We start from the raw sequence: 21,897 nt of genomic DNA on the forward strand, positions 1-21,897 counted from the left end.
GGCGGGAAAGCAGTGAGCGTTACGGTAAGCACGTAACGCTCCAGTAACTCAGACGAACTGGCAGGCCTGCTCCAGGCTCAGCCGGGGTAATCGGGGCGGGAGCTTGTCGGGTAAGCCATAGCCCAGGTTAATGAGCAGGTTGGCCTGCCAGCTGGTACCGGCAAAAAAGGCCGCGTTCACTTTAAGCGGATCGAATCCTGACATCGGGCCTGCATCCAGCCCCAGCGCACGCGCGGCCATGATCAGATAGCCTGCCTGCAGGCTACTGTTACGAAATGCGGTTTCTTTAACCAGATCGGGTGTGTTGGTAAACCAGTTTCGCGCATCGGCATGTTGAAACAACATGGTCAGATGCTGATAAAACTCGCTGTCCCAGGCAATAATCACGGTGACAGGGGCGCGCAGGGTTTTCTCAAGGTTGCCGGAGGCCAGGGCCGGCTTCAGCTTTTCTTTTCCCTCCGCAGAGGTGACAAAAACAAAGCGACCGGGTGAGCAGTTGGCCGAGGTCGGTGCCAGGGCAACCATCTGATAGAGCTTCTCCAGCAGCGACTGCTGCACCGGTTCAGGCTGCCAGTGACTATGCGTACGGGCCTGGTAAAACAACGTATTCAGCGCGGCATCATCGAGCGGTATCGTCATATAACTCTCCAGGAAAACATCCAGTATTTAACCTGTACGTTGCGTTCACGCTTTTGGATGCATATTCGCCCGGTTTAGTGTGAATGACCCGGCACGCCGCAAAACGTGAGCAATCTTATCCCTCGTTATCATACCTTCCGTTACGGCAACCGATGCGCAACGCACGGCGGATTGCGTTTCTGGATGCACATTTCCACCGCCGTCTGCCCGCTGAGCTACTTACCAATACAGAAACTGGAGAAAATCCGGCCTAACAGATCGTCCGAGGTAAATTCACCCGTAATTTCACTTAGCGCCTGCTGCGCCAGACGCAACTCTTCTGCCAGTAATTCCCCTGCCCATGCACCCAGCAGTTGATGTTTTCCCTGCTCCAGGTGGGTTGCGGCTAATTCCAGTGCCTGCAAATGACGACGGCGCGCCAGGAAGCCGCCTTCCATATTGTCGGCAAACCCCATGGTCTGTTTGAGGTGATCACGTAAGGTATCAATCCCTTCGCTGGTGCGGGCAGACAGTCTGATCAGGGCATGACCATTGACGTCCGTCAGGCCGAGCGTTTCACCGGTGATGTCCGCTTTATTACGCACCACGGTGATCGGCAGTTGAGACGGCAGGCGAGCGACAAAATCGGGCCAGATTTCCGCCGGTTCGGTCGCCTGCGTGGTGGTGCCATCAACCATAAACAGCACGCGGTCCGCCTGTTCTATTTCATGCCAGGCGCGCTCGATGCCGATACGTTCCACCTCATCACTGGCTTCGCGTAAACCGGCGGTATCAATGATATGCAGTGGCATACCATCAATATGGATGTGTTCACGCAGCACATCGCGCGTGGTGCCGGCGATATCCGTGACGATAGCCGCTTCACGCCCGGCAAGTGCATTAAGCAGGCTCGATTTTCCGGCATTTGGCCGACCGGCAATGACGACTTTCATCCCTTCGCGCAGCAGGCTGCCCTGTCTGGCTTCCGCGCGCACCGCATCGAGATCGCGAATGACAGCATTAAGCTGCCCTTCGATTTTGCCGTCAGACAGGAAATCGATCTCTTCATCTGGAAAGTCAATGGCCGCTTCCACGTAGATACGCAGGTGAGTCAGGGCTTCCACAAGCTGGTTAACACGGACAGAGAATGCGCCTTGCAGGGAATTTACCGCCGAACGCGCGGCCTGTTCTGAGCTGGCGTCAATCAGATCGGCAATGGCTTCCGCCTGGGCCAGATCGAGTTTGTCGTTCAGAAACGCGCGTTCAGAAAATTCACCAGGCTGCGCGATACGTAATCCGGGCAGAGCCACAATCCGTTTCAGCAGCAGATCCAGAATCACCGGGCCGCCGTGACCTTGCAGCTCCAGCACATCCTCGCCGGTAAAGGAGTTGGGGCCAGGAAACCATAGCGCGATGCCCTGATCCAGCACGCTGCCATCACTGTCGTTAAACGATAAGTAGTCGGCATAACGTGGTTTAGGGAGTTTACCCAGCACCTGGCGGGCAACCTCTGCGGCCTGCGGACCGGAAACACGCAAAATGCCAACGCCGCCGCGTCCGGGCGGCGTGGCCTGAGCAACAATGGTATCGCTATGGCTCATACATTTTCTCTCACTACAAAAAACAAAGGCGGTCGCTTTGACCGCCTGAGCATAACCTGTTTTATCGCGGGAGACCTCCCGCGACGGTTTTACGCTTTCTTCTTGTCGCGGCTGTGTAAGCCACGTTTTTCCAGCCCGCGATAGATCAGCTGCTGCTGGAGAATGGTCACCAGGTTACTGACGATGTAGTACAACACCAGACCTGACGGGAACCACAGGAAGAACACGGTGAAAATTACAGGCATATACGTCATGATCTTCTGCTGCATCGGATCGGTCACCGTCGTCGGTGACATCTTCTGAATGAAGAACATGGTGATGCCCATCAGGATCGGCAGAATATAGTACGGATCCTGCGCTGACAGGTCATGAATCCATAAAATAAACGGCGCATGACGCAGTTCAACCGAGCCAGACAGCATGTAGTACAAGGCCAGGAAGATAGGCATCTGAATCACCAGCGGCAGACAGCCACCCAGCGGATTCACTTTTTCAGCCTTATACAGCGCCATCATTTCCTGGCTCTGCTTCTGCTTATCATCCCCTAAACGCTCACGCATCGCCTGAATCTTCGGCTGCAGCATGCGCATTTTCGCCATCGAGGTGTACTGCGCTTTCGTCAGCGGGTACATGATGCCACGCACGATGAACGTGATGATGATGATGGAGAAGCCCCAGTTACCGATAAAGCTGTGAATGAACTTCAACAGTTTAAACAGCGGCTGAGAGATGAACCATAACCAGCCATAGTCCACAGTCAGGTCAAGATGCGGCGCAATCGCGGCCATTTTATCCTGAATTTCCGGACCTACCCACAGTGTGGCATCCAGTGTCTGCTGTGCACCCGGTGCAACGGTGACCGGCGCAGATTTATAGCCGATAGCCGCCACGCCATTTCCCAGATTGCTGGTGTAAAGCGTGTTGGTTCCCTGCGTGCGCGGCACCCAGGCGGTAGCGAAATACTGCTGCAACATCGCCACCCAGCCATTGGTGGTGGTGGTGTTGAGGTTTTCGTTATCGGCGATAGTATCGAACTTAATCTTTTCGTATTTCGATTCGCTGGTGGAGTAAGCTGTACCGCGGAAGGTATGCAGCGCAAAGTTATTGCTGCCAGTATCGCGGTGCTTAGGCAAATCGATGGTCTGTTTTAACTGACCAAACATTGACACTTCCAGCGGCTGCTGACTGGTGTTGTTAATGTTGTAATCAACGTTAACTGCATAGTCGCCACGCTTGAACACAAACGTTTTGGTATAGACAACGCCGTTTTCAGCCGTGAACGTCATCGGAACACGCAGCTCGCTCTGAGCGTCAGCCAGTTCGAAGTGATCCTGTGCCGTGGTATACAGCGGACGCGCACCGTTGTTCGGGTTGTCCGGACCATTACGGCCAGTCAGACCGCTCTGCGCCTGGTAGACAAACGATGGTGTGGTTTCAAGCAGCTCAAACGGCTTGTCAGAACCCAGCTTATCCGGGTAAGTCAGCAGCAGCGCCTGATCAACATCGCCACCGCGAGTGTTGATGGTTAATGACAGGACATCGGTCTTAACGGTGATCGTTTTACCCTGGCCACTGGCGGGAACACCGGTAGCATCACCGGCAGCGCTGTTGGTGTTTTGCGTGGTCTGGGTCTGCAATGGCTTCGGAGCGTGGTCCGTCTGCCAGGCTTGCCAGATCATGAAAGACACGAACAGAAAAGCGATGAGAAAGAGATTGCGTTGCGAATCCATCGTTAATGTTCTCTGGTATCAAAGGTTTTTGGCGGCACAGGATCGTCACCACCCGGGTTCAAAGGGTGGCATTTTAATACGCGTTTTAAAGTCAACCAACTGCCTTTTATCACGCCAAACCTGCGTAAGGCCTCAATTCCGTATTGAGAGCAGGTCGGATGAAACCGACAGTGTGGCCCCAGCAATGGACTGATACCGCGTTGATATACGCGTATCAGGACGATCAGGAACCGCGCGCCAGGCGACAGTGACGACGCCATAATTTCTCCAACGCTTCCGCCAACATACGGTTATCGAGATCGGCAACACCCTTTTTCGCGACCACCACAAAGTCCATCGACGGCAATTCATGTTGACGCAGACGAAAGCTTTCGCGGGTCAATCGCTTGATCCGGTTACGTTCGTGAGCGCGTTTCACATGTTTTTTCGCGACGGTAAGACCGATGCGGGGATACCCCAGCGCGTTAAGGCGGCCGAGAATAGTAATTTGCGGCGTGCCAGCCCGTTGTGGCTGCTGAAAGACGAAAGTGAAATGAGTGGGAGTTAACAAACGTAACTCCCTGGGAAATGCGAGCTTACCCATCAGGGTTAGCTTTATTACTTAGAAACGGTCAGACGAGCGCGGCCTTTAGCACGACGACGTGCCAGAACCTGACGACCATTTTTAGTAGCCATACGAGCACGGAAGCCGTGTGAACGGTTGCGCTTCAGTACGGACGGTTGAAAAGTGCGTTTCATGGCGATTTCTACCTAAACTTGAAAATTTTCACTGGGTGACGCGTTTTCGGGCCAACAAACAGACCGACGCCTCAATGTGTCTTTAATAAAGAGGCGGGATTGTAATAATTGTACAGTCCCGAGTCAATTTACTTCGCTTGTCGCGGCGCCAGAAAACCCGGATACAGCCCGCTGAGTCCGGGCATTGAGCTTTACGCGACAACGCCGGGGGGAGAATTATACGGGGTCTGCGTTAAAGCGCAAGGATCGCGCAGGATCTTATTGCGATCAAATTCGCCTGCCACACGTCAAAAACGAGAAGCCGTCCGAAAATTTGGATCATTCAGCACGATCCCAGGTGGTTTTTTCTGCCGCAGGCGTAGACTTTTACCCGCGTTCATGCCCTGTGGATAAAAAGGAGAAAAACTGTGTAGAAAGGGAAGATCTCTGTCGCGCTTTGCGCTATGATCCGCCCTTCCTCTGGCGATCCTCCGATGGTTGCGGGGTGGAAAACCGCTGATAGCGGTCGCAGGCGCTTTCTTTCGTCTGTGTCAAAAATGAACGTTTCTTAGATTAGTGCCTACTTTTTCTTATCGAATTTGTACGAGTGGAGTCCGCCGTGTCACTTACGCTTTGGCAACAGTGTCTTGCCCGTTTGCAGGATGAGCTTCCTGCCACCGAATTCAGCATGTGGATCCGTCCACTACAGGCTGAATTAAACGACAATACGCTTGCCTTGTATGCTCCTAACCGCTTCGTACTCGACTGGGTTCGGGATAAATACCTAAACAGCATTAACGCATTGCTGAACGAATTCTGCGGTGCCAATGTCCCGCTGTTGCGTTTTGAGGTGGGCACGCGTCCGGTTCAACACGCCGCAGCGGTCAGCCAGCCCGCGATGGCCAGCGTCAGTGCGCCGGCAGAGCCTGTGCCAAGCCGTCCGGCACCGACACAGATTTTACGTCCGAGCTGGGACAACGTGCCTGCTCCTGCGGATGTGACCTATCGGTCCAATGTTAACAATCGCCATAACTTCGATAACTTTGTTGAAGGTAAATCTAACCAACTGGCGCGCGCGGCGGCACGCCAGGTGGCCGATAACCCTGGCGGTGCCTACAATCCGTTGTTCCTTTATGGCGGTACTGGCCTCGGCAAAACTCACCTGCTGCACGCCGTGGGTAATGGCATCATTGCGCGTAAGCCAAATGCGAAAGTGGTTTACATGCATTCCGAGCGCTTTGTGCAGGACATGGTAAAAGCGCTGCAAAATAACGCGATTGAAGAGTTTAAGCGTTACTACCGCTCGGTTGATGCGCTGTTGATCGATGACATTCAGTTTTTTGCCAATAAAGAGCGTTCGCAGGAAGAATTTTTTCACACCTTCAATGCCCTGCTGGAAGGCAATCAACAGATCATTTTGACGTCGGATCGTTACCCCAAAGAGATCAACGGGGTTGAAGATCGACTGAAGTCACGGTTTGGCTGGGGCCTGACCGTGGCGATCGAACCGCCTGAACTGGAAACCCGCGTTGCGATCCTGATGAAAAAGGCGGACGAAAACGACATTCGTTTGCCGGGCGAAGTGGCCTTCTTTATTGCCAAGCGTTTACGTTCGAACGTGCGTGAGCTGGAAGGGGCACTGAACCGGGTGATTGCGAACGCTAACTTTACCGGTCGGGCGATTACGATCGATTTCGTTCGCGAAGCATTGCGGGATCTGCTGGCCCTGCAGGAAAAACTGGTCACTATTGATAATATTCAGAAGACCGTTGCGGAGTACTACAAAATTAAAGTCGCGGATTTGCTCTCTAAGCGCCGTTCGCGCTCAGTCGCGCGTCCGCGTCAAATGGCGATGGCGATGGCGAAAGAGCTGACCAACCACAGTTTGCCGGAAATTGGCGATGCTTTTGGCGGTCGCGACCATACCACGGTGCTTCATGCCTGCCGCAAGATTGAGCAGTTGCGTGAAGAAAGCCACGACATCAAAGAAGATTTCTCTAATCTCATCAGAACATTATCTTCGTGACGCTATGAAATTTATTGTTGAACGTGAACAGTTGCTAAAGCCGCTGCAGCAAGTCAGCGGCCCCCTTGGTGGTCGTCCGACGCTGCCGATCCTTGGCAACCTGCTGATGCAGGTGAATGACGGATCGCTGTTGCTGACCGGCACCGATTTGGAAATGGAAATGGTGGCGCGCGTGGCGCTTACTCAGGCGCACGAGCCTGGCGCAACCACCGTGCCGGCACGCAAATTTCTCGATATTTGTCGCGGCCTGCCGGAAGGCGCAGAGATCAACGTCACACTGGAAGGCGAACGGATGTTGGTGCGCTCTGGCCGCAGCCGTTTCTCGCTTTCGACCTTGCCCGCCAGCGACTTCCCCAACCTGGATGACTGGCAGAGCGAGGTGGAATTCACGCTGCCGCAGGCAACGCTGAAACGGCTTATTGAAGCCACGCAGTTTTCCATGGCGCATCAGGACGTGCGTTACTACCTGAACGGCATGATGTTTGAGACCGAAGGCGAAGAACTGCGTACGGTCGCCACCGATGGTCACCGTCTGGCCGTCTGTTCCATGCCCGTTGGCCAGGCGCTGCCCAGCCATTCGGTCATCGTGCCGCGTAAAGGGGTTATCGAGCTGTTGCGTCTGCTGGATGGCGGCGATACGCCGCTTCAGGTACAGATTGGCAGCAGTAATATCCGTGCACATGTGGGCGACTATATCTTCACCTCTAAGCTGGTGGATGGTCGCTTCCCGGATTATCGTCGTGTGTTGCCCAAGAATCCGGATAAGGTGCTGGAAGCCGGTTGCGATCTGCTGAAACAGGCGTTTGCCCGTGCTGCGATTCTGTCGAATGAGAAATTCCGTGGTGTTCGTCTGCATATCACCGAAAATCAGCTAAAAATTACCGCGAATAACCCTGAACAGGAAGAAGCGGAAGAGATGCTGGATGTCAGCTATAACGGCAGCGAGCTGGAAATTGGGTTCAACGTGAGTTACGTGCTGGACGTGCTGAATGCGCTGAAGTGCGAGAACGTCCGTTTGCTGCTGACGGATTCTGTGTCGAGTGTGCAGATTGAAGATGTCGTCAGCCCGGCGGCGGCCTATGTCGTCATGCCTATGCGCCTGTAGGCCATCGTACGCTGGCCTGCTCGCCATTCGGGTTTCGGACGGTATTGTCCGTGACCCGAGCGGCTTGTTTTTCAAAGGCACAATCCCTTTCATCCTGACTTTTGCCCTTCACGCTGGATTGATTCATGTCTTTAACCCGCCTGCTAATAAAAGATTTTCGCAATATTGAACAGGCTGACCTGGCGTTAGCGCCGGGATTTAATTTTCTGGTGGGCGCGAACGGTAGCGGCAAAACCAGCGTGCTTGAGGCGATCTATACGCTGGGCCACGGACGTGCGTTTCGCAGTTTGCAGGCGGGACGGGTAATTCGGCACGATCAGGCCGCCTTTGTGCTGCATGGCCGGCTGGAAGGCCAGGAGCGCGAGTTCTCCGTCGGGCTCAGTAAAAATCGCGCCGGGGAGAGCAAAGTCCGCATTGACGGCAGCGACGGACATAAAGTGGCCGAGTTGGCGCAGTTACTGCCGATGCAGTTGATCACGCCAGAGGGTTTTACCCTACTTAATGGCGGTCCTAAATATCGCAGAGCCTATGTAGACTGGGGCTGCTTTCACAATACGCCGGGTTTTTTTAATGCCTGGAGCAACCTGCGGCGCCTGCTCAAACAGCGCAATGCGGCATTGCGTCAGGTCACGCGCTACAGTCAGGTTCGTCCCTGGGATCAAGAACTGGTGCCGCTGGCCGAACAGATTAGCCAGTGGCGCGCCGAGTACAGTGACGCGATCTCAGCCGAGATCGTCACCACCTGCGGGCAGTTTTTACCCGAATTTGATCTGCGTTTTTCGTTCCAGCGCGGCTGGGACAAAGAGAGCGATTATGCCGAACTGCTTGAACGCAACTTTGAACGCGATCGGGCCTTAACCTACACCGCCAACGGCCCGCATAAAGCGGACTTTCGTATTCGTGCCGAAGGTACGCCGGTGGAAGATTTACTCTCACGCGGGCAGCTTAAACTGCTGATGTGTGCATTGCGTCTGGCGCAGGGCGAGTTCCTGACTAACCAGAGCGGACGCCGTTGTGTTTACCTCATTGATGACTTTGCCTCTGAACTGGACGACAGTCGCCGCCGCCTGCTGGCGGAACGACTGAAGGCGACGCAGGCTCAGGTCTTTGTCAGCGCCATCTCGTCCGAGCATGTAATCGACATGACTGACGAAAAGGGCAAGATGTTCCGCGTGGAACAGGGTAAAATAGCGGTTCAACCTAAAGATTAAATGAGCGAGAAACGTTGATGTCGAATTCTTATGACTCTTCAAGTATCAAAGTTCTGAAAGGGCTTGATGCGGTACGCAAACGCCCGGGCATGTACATCGGCGATACCGATGACGGAACCGGTCTGCATCACATGGTATTCGAGGTCGTGGATAACGCAATCGACGAAGCGCTCGCCGGTCACTGTAAAGATATCGTTGTCACCATCCATGCGGACAACTCGGTTTCCGTACAGGATGACGGACGCGGTATTCCAACCGGTATCCACGAAGAAGAAGGCGTGTCCGCGGCAGAAGTGATCATGACGGTGCTGCACGCTGGCGGTAAGTTCGACGATAACTCGTATAAAGTCTCAGGCGGCCTGCACGGCGTGGGCGTGTCTGTGGTTAACGCCCTGTCACAGAAGCTGGAGCTGACCATTCGTCGCGAAGGTAAAGTGCACCAGCAGATTTATCTGCATGGCGTGCCCGAAGCGCCGCTGGCGGTGACAGGCGATACCGACGCGACCGGTACCCGTATCCGTTTCTGGCCAAGCCATGACACGTTCACCAACGTGACCGACTTCGAATACGACATCCTGGCGAAGCGCCTGCGTGAGCTCTCTTTCCTGAACTCCGGTGTTTCCATTCGTCTGGAAGACAAACGTGACGGCAAAAACGACCATTTCCACTACGAAGGCGGGATCAAAGCGTTTGTTGAGTACCTGAACAAGAACAAAACGCCTATCCATCCGACCGTATTCTATTTCTCGACCGAAAAAGACGGCATTGGCGTGGAAGTAGCTCTGCAGTGGAACGACGGCTTCCAGGAAAACATCTACTGCTTCACTAACAACATTCCTCAGCGCGACGGTGGTACGCACCTTGCCGGTTTCCGCGCCGCGATGACGCGTACCCTGAATGCCTACATGGATAAAGAGGGATACAGCAAGAAGGCCAAAGTCAGCGCCACCGGTGATGACGCGCGTGAGGGCCTGATTGCCGTGGTGTCGGTGAAAGTGCCGGATCCAAAATTCTCTTCACAGACCAAAGACAAGCTGGTGTCTTCTGAAGTGAAATCGGCCGTTGAGCAGCAGATGAATGAACTGCTGGCGGAATATCTGCTGGAAAATCCGGGCGATGCAAAAATCGTTGTCGGCAAAATCATTGATGCCGCCCGCGCCCGTGAAGCCGCGCGCCGTGCCCGTGAAATGACCCGCCGCAAAGGTGCGCTGGATCTGGCTGGCCTGCCGGGCAAGCTGGCGGATTGTCAGGAGCGCGATCCGGCTCTGTCTGAAATCTACCTGGTGGAGGGTGACTCCGCGGGCGGTTCTGCCAAGCAAGGCCGTAACCGTAAAAACCAGGCTATTCTGCCGCTGAAAGGGAAAATTCTGAACGTTGAGAAGGCGCGTTTCGATAAGATGCTGGCGTCTCAGGAAGTGGCTACGCTGATTACCGCGCTGGGCTGCGGCATTGGCCGCGACGAATATAACCCGGATAAACTGCGCTATCACAGCATCATCATCATGACCGATGCGGACGTCGACGGCTCGCACATTCGTACACTGCTGTTGACCTTTTTCTATCGTCAGATGCCAGAAATTATTGAGCGTGGTCACGTCTACATTGCTCAGCCGCCGCTGTATAAAGTGAAAAAAGGCAAGCAGGAACAGTATATTAAAGACGATGAGGCGATGGATCAGTATCAGATCGCTATCGCCCTCGACGGAACGACGCTGCACACCAATGCCAGCGCACCGGCATTAGGTGGTGAGCCGCTTGAATCTCTGGTCGCGGACTTTAACAGCACGCAGAAGATGATCAAACGTATGGAGCGCCGTTTTCCGCTGGCGATGTTACGTGCGCTGGTCTATCACGACACGCTGAGCGATCTGAGTAATGAAGCGGCCGTTAACGCCTGGATTAACGGACTGGTGAGCTATCTGACTGAACGTGAAGCGCACGGCAGCACCTATGTGGCACACGTACGTGAAAATCGTGAGCTGAATCAGTTTGAGCCTGTTTTACGCGTACGGACCCATGGCGTGGACACGGATTATCCTCTGGACAGCGAGTTTATTATGGGGCCGGAATATCGCAAAATTTGCGCCCTGGGTGGCAAACTGCGCGGCCTGCTGGAAGAGGATGCTTACATCGAGCGCGGTGAGCGCCGTCAACCGGTATCCAGCTTCGAACAGGCGATTGAGTGGCTGGTGAAAGAATCCCGTCGTGGTCTGTCTGTACAGCGCTATAAAGGTCTGGGTGAGATGAACCCGGATCAGTTGTGGGAAACGACAATGGACCCAGACAGCCGTCGCATGCTGCGTGTCACCATTAAAGATGCGATCGCCGCCGACCAGCTGTTTACAACCCTGATGGGGGATGCCGTTGAACCACGCCGCGCCTTCATCGAAGAGAATGCGCTGAAAGCCGCTAACATCGATATCTAATCGCGCCAAAAGATGTAAAACCCTTCCTCGTGAAGGGTTTTTTTTTGCCAGATCATCGTGGAGCGAAACGTAACACGTTATGGTTCACGCGTGCTGAAAAGCGCCGATAAACTGGTCAATGTGAGCTGAATCGCGCTAGCATTGCTGCAAACCCGACACAATGAGGATGCTATGGCTATTAAACTGATCGCAATTGATATGGATGGCACGCTGCTGAATCCGCAGCACGAGATCACCGCAGGCGTAAAATCGGCACTGAACCGCGCCCGGGAAAAAGGGGTTTCCATCGTGTTGGCGACCGGCCGGCCTTATGTTGGTATTGAACGTTATTTAATGGAACTTGATCTCCATACGCCAGGTCAGTACTGCATCAGTAATAATGGCGCGCTTGTTCATCGGGCTGAAGATGGTGAAGTCGTCGCCGATGTGACGCTGGGCTTTGACGATTACATGTATGTTGAGAAGCTGGCCAGAGAACTGGGCGTGCATTTTCAGGCGTTTGATAAATCACACCTGTATACGCCAAATAAAGATATCAGCGAATTTACAATTCATGAAGCCAGCCTGACCGGCATCCCGGTACGTTATCGGGCCGTTGAAGAAATGGATCCGGCAACGCGTTTTCCAAAACTCATGATGATTGATAAACCCGCTCTGCTTGATGCGGCCATCGCCAGACTGCCTGAGCATGCGCACCAGACGTATACCATTTTGAAAAGCGCGCCCTACTATCTGGAAATTCTCGACCGTCGGGTAAACAAAGGTTATGGCGTAAAAATGCTGGCGGAGAAACTGGGTTTGCAAGCGGAAGAGGTCATGGCGATAGGCGATCAGGAAAATGATCTGGCGATGATTGAATACGCAGGGACCGGCGTCGCGATGGGCAATGCGATTGATTCTGTGAAAAAAATAGCCCAGTTTGTGACCAAAACCAATATGGAAGATGGGGTTGCGCACGCCATTGAAAAATGGGTGCTTTAATCGGTTTCTTTTATGGGTAAAACCGCGCAGACAGGTCAGTCATCTGCACGGTTTTACCCATAACATCACTGCAACTGTCAAATAACGCGCCTGCTCACGAGTGCTTTCATGCCTGAAAAACAGATTACTTTTGCTCCTCGTCATCATCAACTGACCAACATCAACGTCTGGACGCCCGACAGCCAGTGGCTGGCCTTTGATGTGCGGCCTTCCGGCGCGTCGTTCACCGGTAAGACAATTGAACGCGTTAATGTGAATACCGGCGAAGTGGAAGTGCTGTATGAGGCAACGGCGGGCGCCCATGTTGGCGTGGTGACGGTTTGTCCCACCTTACCCGAGCGCTATGTCTGTATTCATGGGCCAGAGCATCCTGACGACAACTGGCATTATGACTTTCATCATCGCCGCGGCGTGATCATTGAAGCGGGTCAGGCCGCCAGTCTGGATGCATGCGATATCACGCCGCCCTTTACGCCAGGTGCTTTGCGCGGCGGTTCTCACGTCCATGTTTTTAGTCCGGATGGCTCGCGCCTCAGCTTCACCTATAACGATCACGTGATGCACGAGCTGGATATCAGTCTTGATCTGCGCAATGTCGGCATTGCCGTCCCGTTAAAAGCAGTGAAACCAGAAAAACAGCATCCGCGCGAATATGATGGCAGCCATTTTTGTGTAGTAGTCAGTGAAACGACAGCGCACCCACAGCCGGGCAGCGATCAAATCAATCGGGCCTATGAAGAGTGCTGGATTGGTCATCAGGGCTATGAAAAGCCGGACGGCAGCCGTCAACGCTGGGCCATCGCCTTTATTGGCGACACGCTTTCCGCGGCAGGAGACAAGCATCCCGAGGTATTTGTCGTCGATTTGCCAGAGGCACTGGAAGCCTATGCCAAACCCGGCCGCTCACCGCTGGAAGGGGACAGCCACCATCTACCTGCGCCACCAGCGGGGGTTCAACAGCGACGGTTAACCTATAGCAAGGGACTGGCGCAGCAACCTCGCCACTGGTTACGTAGCTCACCCGATGGCAGCGCTATCGCCTTTTTGATGGCGGACAGCCAGCAGGTGATTCAATTATGGTGGGTATCGCCTAACGGCGGTGAACCGCGTCAGATAACGCGGCTGAACCACAGCATTCAGTCTGCATTTAGCTGGCATCCTCGTGGTGAAGCCATTGCCTTTATTTGCGACAACAGCGTGATGCTGTGTCACTGGCAAACGGGAGAGTGCGAACGCTTAACCGCCCGCACCGGGTCGGCACCGTCCGGGGATGCGGTGGTCTGGTCACCGGATGGAAAAAAGATCGCTTTTATGCGGGAAAAAGAGGGCTGGCAGCACCTGTTTACTGTGACGGTTGCATAGCGGGCATGGGCTGAGCATGCGCCAGATTCTCCTCGGTGTGGGCCAGCTTTTCACTCTGAAGCACGCGGGCGCGCGGCGAATCCAGGGCTTTATCCTTGTCGCTGCGATAGTAATCCCAGGGCAGTAACAGCGTATCCATGACGGCAGAAAAAGGCAGATCAACCAGCGCCAGGGGCTTTAGCGCCCAGCTGGCCTGACTGTCCGTCAGAATGTCGGCACTGGCACGTGTGCCCGGATAGTAGCCCTGACTTGCACCGGTATGCGTCATGACGCTGGAACATCCACCGGAAGCGACTGCGCAACACATCACGCCAGCCAACGGTAACCTTTTCATCATTTTCATATGTCGTCCCTTCGATTCTGGCACCTGATTGCGTGAGCGCACCAGCGTACCCTCTCAGTCATGAAGTCCGTTCTGGTCCGGCAATTTACCCTTGAGTGTATGCCATTTCGCCAGTTTGGCGAAAAAAATCACGCATCGGGTCTTGAAAGACTGGCGTCTGCACCCATTTTCTAAACAAGGTCGTTAAGGCTGCCGCCGAAAGGGGCAATGCGGTCCTGCACAACCTGTCCAATAGTGGAAGGTTGCCAAAACTTGCTGACATTCAGGAGTCTTTTTATGCGTAACTTTGATCTGTCTCCCCTTTATCGCTCTGCCATCGGATTTGATCGCCTGTTCAACCTGCTTGAGTCCAATCAAAATCAGAGCAACGGTGGTTATCCCCCTTACAATGTTGAACTGGTTGATGAGAACCATTACCGCATCACTATCGCGGTAGCCGGTTTTGCTCAGAGTGAACTGGATATTACGGCCCACGACAACGTGCTCATCGTGCGTGGTGCGCATCCGGAAGAGCAGACAGAACGTAAATATCTCTATCAGGGCATCGCCGAGCGTAATTTCGAGCGTAAATTCCAGCTGGCTGACCATATCGTCGTGCGCGACGCGCGCCTGGAAAATGGTCTGCTGAGCATCGATCTTGAGCGTTTGATTCCTGAAGAAGCGAAACCACGCCGGATTGAAATTTTAAAATAAAGCGGCCGTGACGGCTGAGTAAACATGAGAACGGTCACAGCATACAGGTTGTGGCCGTTTTTTTATGACCGCGACAAGCAGATTGATGCGGATGCGGCGAAGCGATCGGTGATGGCCTGATGGTAAGAAAACGAAAAGCATCAGGTCGCGTTGACAAACGCAGGCTTCACCTGTCCCGCGCCTTCTTTTGCAGGTTCAGATCAATGCTGAATCTGTGCCAGATCTGCTTCACTCAACCCGGTCATTTTCATCACGGTTGTTCTGTCCAGGCCATGCTGCAGCATAGTGCGCGCAACCTCGCGTTTACCTTCATTGCGGCCTTCACGTAAACCGGTCTGAATTCCCTGCTTAATTCCCTTATCAAAGCCCTTCTGCATACCTTTTTGTTCAAGCTGCTGTGCAATGGTCATAAGCGTGTCTCCGTGTTGCGGCACCCGCAGGGCCAGTTCCTGAATAAAAGCCTCGACGTCTGGGGTTTCACCCGCCTGCACAATGTAGTGCACCAACGATACAATCTGTGATGACGAAAGATAACCGGACAGCAGCACAGGGACAAGTCTGTCCATCAGATTTGCGAGATCGCGCTGATGGATGTGCTTTTGCAGCAGCGTCAGTGCCGCCATGCTGCGATGTTCCACAATCTCATCGTCAGGCATTACCGTAATATCAACCAGAGGGAAGCAAGTACTGTAGAGCCTGCGAGCCAGTGCCGGATGCGTAAAATCATCCAGCCAGCAGGTGGAATAAGGATAGGGTCTGCGTTTACCCATATAAAACAGCACCGGTATCACCAGCGGCAGCGTTTTATAGCCGGCATCCAGGTGGCGCTTCATGGCCGCGACCGCGTAGCGAAGAAGCCTGAACGCCATATGCCTGTCAGGTGAAGACTGATGTTCGATCAGGACGTACATATAGCCCTCACCCGCTGTCGTTTTGAGACTATACAGCACATCACTGAAATACTGCCGGAGATCGGCTTCAACAAAGGAACCGGACGCCAGTTTTAACGTCCGTAAGTCGCAAATCGCGCGCAGATCTGCGGGAAGATGAATTTCCATGAAATCGCGGGCAATGTCAGGTTGGGTGAGAAACTGACGAAAGGTTGCATCATGTGGTGTTGGCGTTGCGTTTTTCTTCTTCATCATTGCTGGCCCGGTTATAAAGCACACGGGCGAAAGTCGTGATGAGTGAAAAGAGATGTCTGGCCGCCCTGGCAATGCGGATACTTCCATGCATCCGCATTGCTGTCCAGGCGGAGGTTTTATTCTGCGAGCGGGCTGCCAAAGCCAGCCCGAAAACGCGCGCATGCACAGGCATTTACGAAAAGGTAGTCACGTCGGGCACGTCAGTTTGACGAGTGGTAAGCGCTAATGTTGCGGCTGCCTGAGCCAGCGCTGACCAATCACGCCACCAAACATATTGACCAGCAGCCCGACAATGATGATTACAGCACCCACAATCTGCTGGCGTGATAAGGTTTCCCCCAGCACCAGGGCTGCCGAAACAATCCCAACAACAGGCACCAGCAGGGAAAGCGGTGCCACACGCCAGGTTTCATAACGGCTAAGCAACGTACTCCAGATGCCGTAACCCATAATGGTCGCCACAAAGGCCAGGTAAATCAGCGCCATCACCGTCTGTAGATCAATGTGCGTCAGACTGGTAATGATTGCCGACCGGCCTTCAAACAGCAGCGAACAGGCAAAGAAAGGAACGACGGGCACCAGCGCGCTCCAGACCACCAGCGACATAACCGGTACGGGATAATGCCGGGTGATGATTTTATTGGTGATATTCCCCAGTCCCCAGGAAAACGCCGCCGCCAGCATAAGCATCATAGTGGTCAGTGTTATGCCGGCGGCGCTCTGGCCAGCCATGCCGGAGGTGGCTAATAAAAAAATGCCTGAGGTGGCAATCAGCATGCCCGCAATGTGATTCCAGCGCAGCTTTTCGGCCAGAAACAGCGCCCCAAGCAGCAGCGTAAAGAACGCCTGCGCCTGTAATATCAGCGAAGCAAGGCCTGCAGGCATACCCAGTTTGATGGCCAAAAACAGAAACGCAAACTGCCCAAAACTGATGGTCATGCCGTAAAGTAAAAGCCACTTTACTGGCACAGCAGGACGGCGCACCAGTAAAAGGGCAGGAAAGGCAACCAGTGCAAAACGCAATCCCGCCAGCAAAAAGGGAGGCATGTTATGCAGACCCAGTTTTATGACAACAAAGTTCACGCCCCACGCAATCACTACACACAGGGCTAACAGCCAGTCTTTTCCCGACACCGCACTCTCCTTTTGCCCGCGCTGGCCCGCACGGCCATATGCGCATCACGTCTGTTAATAATGCAAAATGCCTTTGCGATCGGGTTAAGGCAGCGTTGCGCTTCATCAAGGCCGGCCGGATAGAGACGACGCCTTGTTGCCCGATCGGGTCTGTAGATTTAACTGTCGCGCCAGGCGAGCTCCACTTCTTCAGCCAGAATCTGTATGGCGCGCTCAATGTTTTCCGCATCCGGTACATAATTCATGCGCATGCACTGGTGCGTGTGCGGCCAGTCATGCTCCAGACCCGGAAAGAAAAAGTGGCCCGGCACCATCAGCACGCCCCGAGCTTTAAGCCGCTGGTACAGCAACTCCGTACTGATCGGTAAATCCCGGAACCACAGCCAGAGAAAAATTGCCCCCTCCGGTTTATGGATCAGACAGCGCTCCGCCGATAAGTAGCGGCGAATAAGGGTGATCGTTTGCATCACCTTGTGCTGATAAAAAGGTTTAATCACTTCTTCAGACAAGCGCAGCAGATCGCCACGTTGAATCATTTCGCTGGCAATGGCCGGGCCAATACTGCCCGGTGCCAGGCTGATGATGCCGTTCATGTTACCGATCGCGGTAATCGTGCTCTCATCGGCGATGATAATCCCGCAACGTGCGCCTGGCAGACCGAGTTTGGATAAACTCATGCAGAGAATGATATTGGGGTTCCACAGCGGCCGCACATCACTAAAAATAATGCCGGGAAATGGCACACCATAAGCATTGTCGATAAGTAACGGCACCTCATGCTGCTGCGCCAGCGCATCCAGTTGCAGAAGTTCGTCATCCGTAATGACATTGCCGGTTGGATTGGTCGGGCGCGATACGCAAATCAGCCCCACATCGTCATTCATGGGGAGATGTTCAAAATCGACGTGATACTTGAACTGCCCTTCCGGTAATAACTCTATGTTGGGCCTGGCAGAAATAAAGAGGTCTTCATCCAGGCCCGCATCAGCGTAACCCAGGTACTCTGGAGCCAGAGGAAACAGCACCCGTTTTTTACTGCCGTCACTGCGCCGCCCCGCGAACAGGTTGAAGAGATAAAAAAATGCGCTCTGACTGCCGTTAGTCAGCGCGATATTTTGCGCAGTGACAGACCAACCGCACTGCTCACGTAGCATTGCCGCCAGGGCATCCAGCAGCACGGCTTTACCGCGTGGACCATCGTAATTGCATAAGGCCTCACTCAGTTTGCCCTCGTCGTGCATCTGCTGCAGCAACTGCTGAAAATAATCGTTCATTGCCGGGATCTGTGCGGGGTTGCCGCCGCCAAGCATGATCGTGCCGGGCGTACGCAGGCCTGCGCCCATGTCTTCCATCAGACGTGAGATGCCGGAATGTTGAGTAAACTTGTCGCCGAACTGAGAAAAAGCCATAGCGGTTAAAAATTTGTAATAAAGAATGGGATAACCACCATAACGCCCGCTCCCGGCGGGCGCAATGGGCAGCCGCAGGATTACTTCAGCACCTGAGGATTCACGCAGTTCTTTTCAACCTTGCCGCTCAGGGCGGCAATGAGATTTTCTACCGCGTCCTGCATCATCCCATAGCGGGTTTCGTGGGTTGCAGAGCCAATGTGCGGCAACGTAACAACATTCGGTAACGACAGCAGCGGCGAGTCAGTCGGCAGCGGCTCTTTTTCGAAAACATCCAGCCCGGCGGCGTGGATCGTGCCCTCTTGTAGCGCGGTAATCAGGGCATTTTCATCTACCACTGGCCCACGGCCCGCGTTGATCAGCACCGCACTGGGCTTCATCATCGCCAGCTGTTCTGCGCCAATTAAATGATGCGTTTCTTCGGTAAGCGGCAGGATGATGCAAACGAAATCGCTTTCTTTGAGCAGCGTTTCCAGCTCACACCGGCGGGCTGCAAACTGCGATTCGGCCTGGTCGTGCTGACGGCGCGCATTGTAGAGAATGTTCATGCCGAATCCGAAGTGCGCACGCTGGGCCAGCGCCATACCGATGCGTCCCATACCAAGAATTCCCATCGTCTTATGGTGCACATCCATGCCAAACCGGTCCGGACCAATACTTTTTTGCCAGTTGCCAGCTTTCACCCAGGCATCCAGCTCCGGTATACGTCTTGCCGTACTGAGAACCAGCACCATGATGGTGTCGGCCACCGTTTCCGTCAGTACCGTTGGCGTGTGCATCAGCACTACCCCTCGCTGATTCAGGGCATCCACATCAAAGTTGTCATAGCCGACAGAAACGCTGGAACAGGCGCGCAGTGCGGGCATTTTGGCCAGCAACTCGCCGTTGACTTTTCCGCCCGATCCCAGCATTCCTTCGGCCTGTTGCAGTGCCTGCGCATGTTGCTGCTGGCTTTCGGATGATAAATCGTTGATTTCGGTGATCGTGGCATAGTCTGCGAGACGCGCACGGAGATCGTCAGGCAATTTTTTATAAAGAATGACGGCGGGTTTCATCAGATAGCTTCCTGTAAATAAATGACGGGCAACACAAAGGTCGCCCGGAGAAGATGCTAACGCTTACGCTTTCAGGCCGGTTTCGCGCCTTGTAGCGGAGGCGCCTTATTTTGTGCGGGTTTGACGATAAGCGTCAGGACCACGGACAGCAGTAGTGCGCCACCCATAAAAATATAGGAGGCCGAAGGACTGCCGGTTGCCCCGTTCAGATAACCCACAATCCAGGAGCCGATAAACGAGCCCAACGCCCCCATACTGTTGATAAGCGCCATTGCGCCGCCGGAAACATTGCGGGGCAGCATTTCCGGAATAATGGCAAAGAACGGGCCATAAGGCGCGTACATCGCGGCACCGGCGACGACTAACAATGTATAAGACAGCCAAAAATTGCCCGAACCTACCATGTACGAACCGAGGAAGGCGAAGGCACCCACCAGCAACAGTGGCCAGACAAACAGTTTACGGTTTTGCGTTTTGTCCGATGCCCAGGACACCACCACCATCGCAATCGTGGCTGCCAGATAAGGCACAGCCGATAACCAGCCCGCTTCCACCATGCCCATTTGTGTACCGTTGCGCAAAATTGAAGGCAGCCACAGGACAAAACCGTAAACGCCAATACTCCAGGCAAAGTACTGCATACAGAGAATGATCACGTTACGATTGCGAAAGGCTTCGCCGTAGTTGCGCACTGCTTTGATGCTTTCTTGCTCTTTTTGCAGCGCGGCCTGTAGCGCGGCTTTTTCTGCATCGCTCATCCAGCGCGCTTGCGCAGGCTTATCCTGTACCATAAACCACCAGGCAATGGCCCAGATCACCGCAGGAATGCCTTCGAAGATAAACATTTCCCGCCAGCCAAACGCTTCTATCAGATACCCTGAAACCACGGACATCCACAGGACCGTGACGGGATTACCGAGAATTAAAAAGGTGTTTGCCCGCGAGCGCTCAGATTTTGTAAACCAGTTACTGATGTAAATCAGCATAGCAGGCATTACCGCAGCCTCGACAACCCCCAGCACAAAGCGAATCGCCGCCAGCACAGGGATGTTGCTGACAACGCCGGTGAGTGAAGCACAGCCGCCCCACAACAGCAGGCACCAGAAGATCAGTTTTTTTACACTGCGGCGCTCCGCATAGATCGCCCCAGGGATTTGAAAAAAGAAATACCCCAGAAAGAACAACGCACCCAGCAGGGAAGACATTCCTTTGGTAATGCCCAGATCGTCATTGATGCCAGCGGCGGATGCGAAGCTAAAATTTGCCCGATCCAGATAGGCAAGACTGTAGGTGATAAACACGATGGGCATAATGAACCACCAGCGTTTAGGCGCGATAATCTGCGTTTTCATCGGGAACTCCTCTGTTTCTGTTTGCGGGCCGGGCTACACATCACCTAACTGCTGACGCGTCGGCAAACCTTCGCTGTCACCACTCACCTGAATCGCCAGTGAACCAATTTTGTTCCCCCGGCGAATCGCCTCTATCAGTGGTTTCCCTTCCAGCAATGCACTTATGACTCCCACGGCAAACCCATCTCCGGCCCCGACCGTGTCCACAACCTGATCAACTTTGATTGCCGCCACCTGGCCCTGCTCACCCCCGGCTGTCTTATACCAGGCGCCCTCGCCGCCGGTTTTAATCACCACCGCTTTTACCCCTTTATCGAGATAAAAATCGGCAATATCCTGCGGTTGGCGATAGCCGGTTAAGATGTAACCCTCTTTTTCACCGGGCAGTACCCAGTCTGCGTATTCCGCTAACAGATTGAGCTGCTTACGCATTTCCTCTTCGCTGCGCCACAGCACCGGACGCAGATTAGGATCAAAGGAAATTGTTTTACCCCGCGCCCGCATCTCTTTCGCAGCATGCCTGGTCAGCTCAAGCGAACTGTCTGATATTGCTGCCGCCACGCCGCTCAGATGCAAATGGCGTGCAGAGCCAAAATAATCGTGGTCAAAATCCTCGGGTGACAGATGACTGGCAGCGGAGCCTTTGCGGAAATATTCCACGAGCGGATCGGAACCATCATCCACTTTAGATTTAAGCTGAAAGCCCGTGGGATAGCGCGGATCGACGGTCACCTGACGATGGTCGATATTTTCTTTATCCAGCACCTGACAAATAAAACGACCAAACGCGTCCTGTCCAATACGGCTCACCCAGCCTACTTTCAGCCCGAGGCGTGCCAGACCGATGGCGACATTCAGTTCTGCACCTGCGGCGCGTTTGATAAATGTTTCTACTGCAGCCAAATCACCCGTTTCGCGGGCGACAAACATGGCCATGGCTTCGCCGATCGTGATGACATCAAGCGTACCGTTAGGATGAGTCGTCATTT

The 21,897-nt window shown here is 53.9% G+C and carries 20 protein-coding genes; 7 read left to right on the top strand and 13 right to left on the bottom strand.

Annotated features, from left to right (window positions below):
- Nucleotides 1-48: 48 nt before the first annotated feature.
- From C1N58_RS17365 to rpmH, 6 genes are all read right to left on the bottom strand, one after another.
- Nucleotides 49-639 carry a malonic semialdehyde reductase gene (locus tag C1N58_RS17365; RefSeq protein WP_006121383.1) on the bottom strand — a complete coding sequence of 197 codons (591 nt, stop codon included), beginning with the start codon at nucleotides 637-639 and terminating at the stop codon, nucleotides 49-51.
- Between the two features lie 215 nt (nucleotides 640-854).
- Complete coding sequence (gene mnmE, locus C1N58_RS17370) at nucleotides 855-2,219, bottom strand: tRNA uridine-5-carboxymethylaminomethyl(34) synthesis GTPase MnmE (RefSeq protein WP_006121382.1); 1,365 nt, start codon at nucleotides 2,217-2,219, stop codon at nucleotides 855-857.
- 89 nt (nucleotides 2,220-2,308) lie between these two features.
- Entirely contained in the window at nucleotides 2,309-3,949 is a 1,641-nt protein-coding gene (yidC, locus tag C1N58_RS17375) for a membrane protein insertase YidC (protein ID WP_394550138.1), read from the bottom strand.
- A 2-nt stretch (nucleotides 3,950-3,951) separates the two neighbouring features.
- Nucleotides 3,952-4,209: a membrane protein insertion efficiency factor YidD gene (gene yidD, locus C1N58_RS17380; RefSeq protein ID WP_006121380.1), complete on the bottom strand. Its 258-nt coding sequence runs from the start codon at nucleotides 4,207-4,209 to the stop codon at nucleotides 3,952-3,954.
- Nucleotides 4,173-4,532 (bottom strand): ribonuclease P protein component, encoded by a 360-nt coding sequence (gene rnpA / locus C1N58_RS17385; RefSeq protein WP_013023999.1) that lies wholly within the window; start codon nucleotides 4,530-4,532, stop codon nucleotides 4,173-4,175. The genes yidD and rnpA overlap by 37 nt, the downstream gene beginning before the upstream one ends.
- A 14-nt stretch (nucleotides 4,533-4,546) precedes the next feature.
- A complete protein-coding gene (rpmH, locus tag C1N58_RS17390; RefSeq protein ID WP_000831330.1) occupies nucleotides 4,547-4,687 on the bottom strand; it encodes a 50S ribosomal protein L34 in 141 nt (46 codons plus the stop codon).
- A gap of 598 nt (nucleotides 4,688-5,285) precedes the next feature.
- Here rpmH and dnaA point away from each other — a divergent pair.
- The 6 genes from dnaA (at nucleotide 5,286) to C1N58_RS17420 (ending at nucleotide 13,777) form a co-directional block, all read left to right on the top strand.
- Complete coding sequence (gene dnaA, locus C1N58_RS17395) at nucleotides 5,286-6,692, top strand: chromosomal replication initiator protein DnaA (RefSeq protein ID WP_006121378.1); 1,407 nt, start codon at nucleotides 5,286-5,288, stop codon at nucleotides 6,690-6,692.
- A 4-nt stretch (nucleotides 6,693-6,696) separates the two neighbouring features.
- Nucleotides 6,697-7,797, top strand: a complete 1,101-nt coding sequence (gene dnaN / locus C1N58_RS17400) for a DNA polymerase III subunit beta (protein ID WP_006121377.1) — start codon at nucleotides 6,697-6,699, stop codon at nucleotides 7,795-7,797.
- 125 nt (nucleotides 7,798-7,922) lie between these two features.
- On the top strand, nucleotides 7,923-9,008 hold the full coding sequence (recF, locus tag C1N58_RS17405; RefSeq protein ID WP_394564367.1) for a DNA replication/repair protein RecF: 1,086 nt from the start codon (nucleotides 7,923-7,925) through the stop codon (nucleotides 9,006-9,008).
- A gap of 17 nt (nucleotides 9,009-9,025) precedes the next feature.
- Nucleotides 9,026-11,434 carry a DNA topoisomerase (ATP-hydrolyzing) subunit B gene (gene gyrB / locus C1N58_RS17410; protein ID WP_006121375.1) on the top strand — a complete coding sequence of 803 codons (2,409 nt, stop codon included), beginning with the start codon at nucleotides 9,026-9,028 and terminating at the stop codon, nucleotides 11,432-11,434.
- Between the two features lie 171 nt (nucleotides 11,435-11,605).
- On the top strand, nucleotides 11,606-12,415 hold the full coding sequence (gene yidA, locus C1N58_RS17415) for a sugar-phosphatase (protein WP_006121374.1): 810 nt from the start codon (nucleotides 11,606-11,608) through the stop codon (nucleotides 12,413-12,415).
- A gap of 108 nt (nucleotides 12,416-12,523) precedes the next feature.
- Nucleotides 12,524-13,777: a DUF3748 domain-containing protein gene (locus C1N58_RS17420; RefSeq protein ID WP_110268666.1), complete on the top strand. Its 1,254-nt coding sequence runs from the start codon at nucleotides 12,524-12,526 to the stop codon at nucleotides 13,775-13,777.
- On the opposite strand, the gene C1N58_RS17425 is transcribed toward C1N58_RS17420, so the two are convergent.
- The gene (locus C1N58_RS17425) at nucleotides 13,758-14,120 is read right to left on the bottom strand and encodes a YceK/YidQ family lipoprotein (protein ID WP_006121372.1); all 363 of its coding nucleotides are present in this window, start codon (nucleotides 14,118-14,120) and stop codon (nucleotides 13,758-13,760) included. The two genes, C1N58_RS17420 and C1N58_RS17425, sit on opposite strands and share 20 nt — an antisense overlap.
- 276 nt (nucleotides 14,121-14,396) lie before the next feature.
- On the opposite strand from C1N58_RS17425, the gene ibpA reads away from it, so the two are divergent.
- The gene (gene ibpA, locus C1N58_RS17430; RefSeq protein WP_006121371.1) at nucleotides 14,397-14,813 is read left to right on the top strand and encodes a small heat shock chaperone IbpA; all 417 of its coding nucleotides are present in this window, start codon (nucleotides 14,397-14,399) and stop codon (nucleotides 14,811-14,813) included.
- Between the two features lie 200 nt (nucleotides 14,814-15,013).
- Here ibpA and C1N58_RS17435 read toward each other — a convergent pair whose 3' ends face one another.
- From C1N58_RS17435 to C1N58_RS17460, 6 genes are all read right to left on the bottom strand, one after another.
- On the bottom strand, nucleotides 15,014-15,955 hold the full coding sequence (locus C1N58_RS17435; RefSeq protein WP_394550930.1) for an Rpn family recombination-promoting nuclease/putative transposase: 942 nt from the start codon (nucleotides 15,953-15,955) through the stop codon (nucleotides 15,014-15,016).
- 225 nt (nucleotides 15,956-16,180) lie between these two features.
- Entirely contained in the window at nucleotides 16,181-17,092 is a 912-nt protein-coding gene (locus tag C1N58_RS17440; protein ID WP_058701535.1) for an EamA family transporter, read from the bottom strand.
- Between the two features lie 158 nt (nucleotides 17,093-17,250).
- Nucleotides 17,251-18,501, bottom strand: a complete 1,251-nt coding sequence (locus tag C1N58_RS17445) for a valine--pyruvate transaminase (RefSeq protein ID WP_394564368.1) — start codon at nucleotides 18,499-18,501, stop codon at nucleotides 17,251-17,253.
- An 80-nt stretch (nucleotides 18,502-18,581) separates the two neighbouring features.
- Nucleotides 18,582-19,556 carry a glyoxylate/hydroxypyruvate reductase GhrB gene (gene ghrB, locus C1N58_RS17450; RefSeq protein WP_394564369.1) on the bottom strand — a complete coding sequence of 325 codons (975 nt, stop codon included), beginning with the start codon at nucleotides 19,554-19,556 and terminating at the stop codon, nucleotides 18,582-18,584.
- 71 nt (nucleotides 19,557-19,627) lie between these two features.
- Entirely contained in the window at nucleotides 19,628-20,908 is a 1,281-nt protein-coding gene (locus C1N58_RS17455; protein WP_039339172.1) for an MFS transporter, read from the bottom strand.
- Nucleotides 20,909-20,941: 33 nt separating this feature from the next.
- On the bottom strand, nucleotides 20,942-21,895 hold the full coding sequence (locus C1N58_RS17460; RefSeq protein WP_039339171.1) for a sugar kinase: 954 nt from the start codon (nucleotides 21,893-21,895) through the stop codon (nucleotides 20,942-20,944).
- Nucleotides 21,896-21,897: the final 2 nt, after the last annotated feature.

Source organism: Pantoea sp. SGAir0180 (assembly GCF_043546245.1).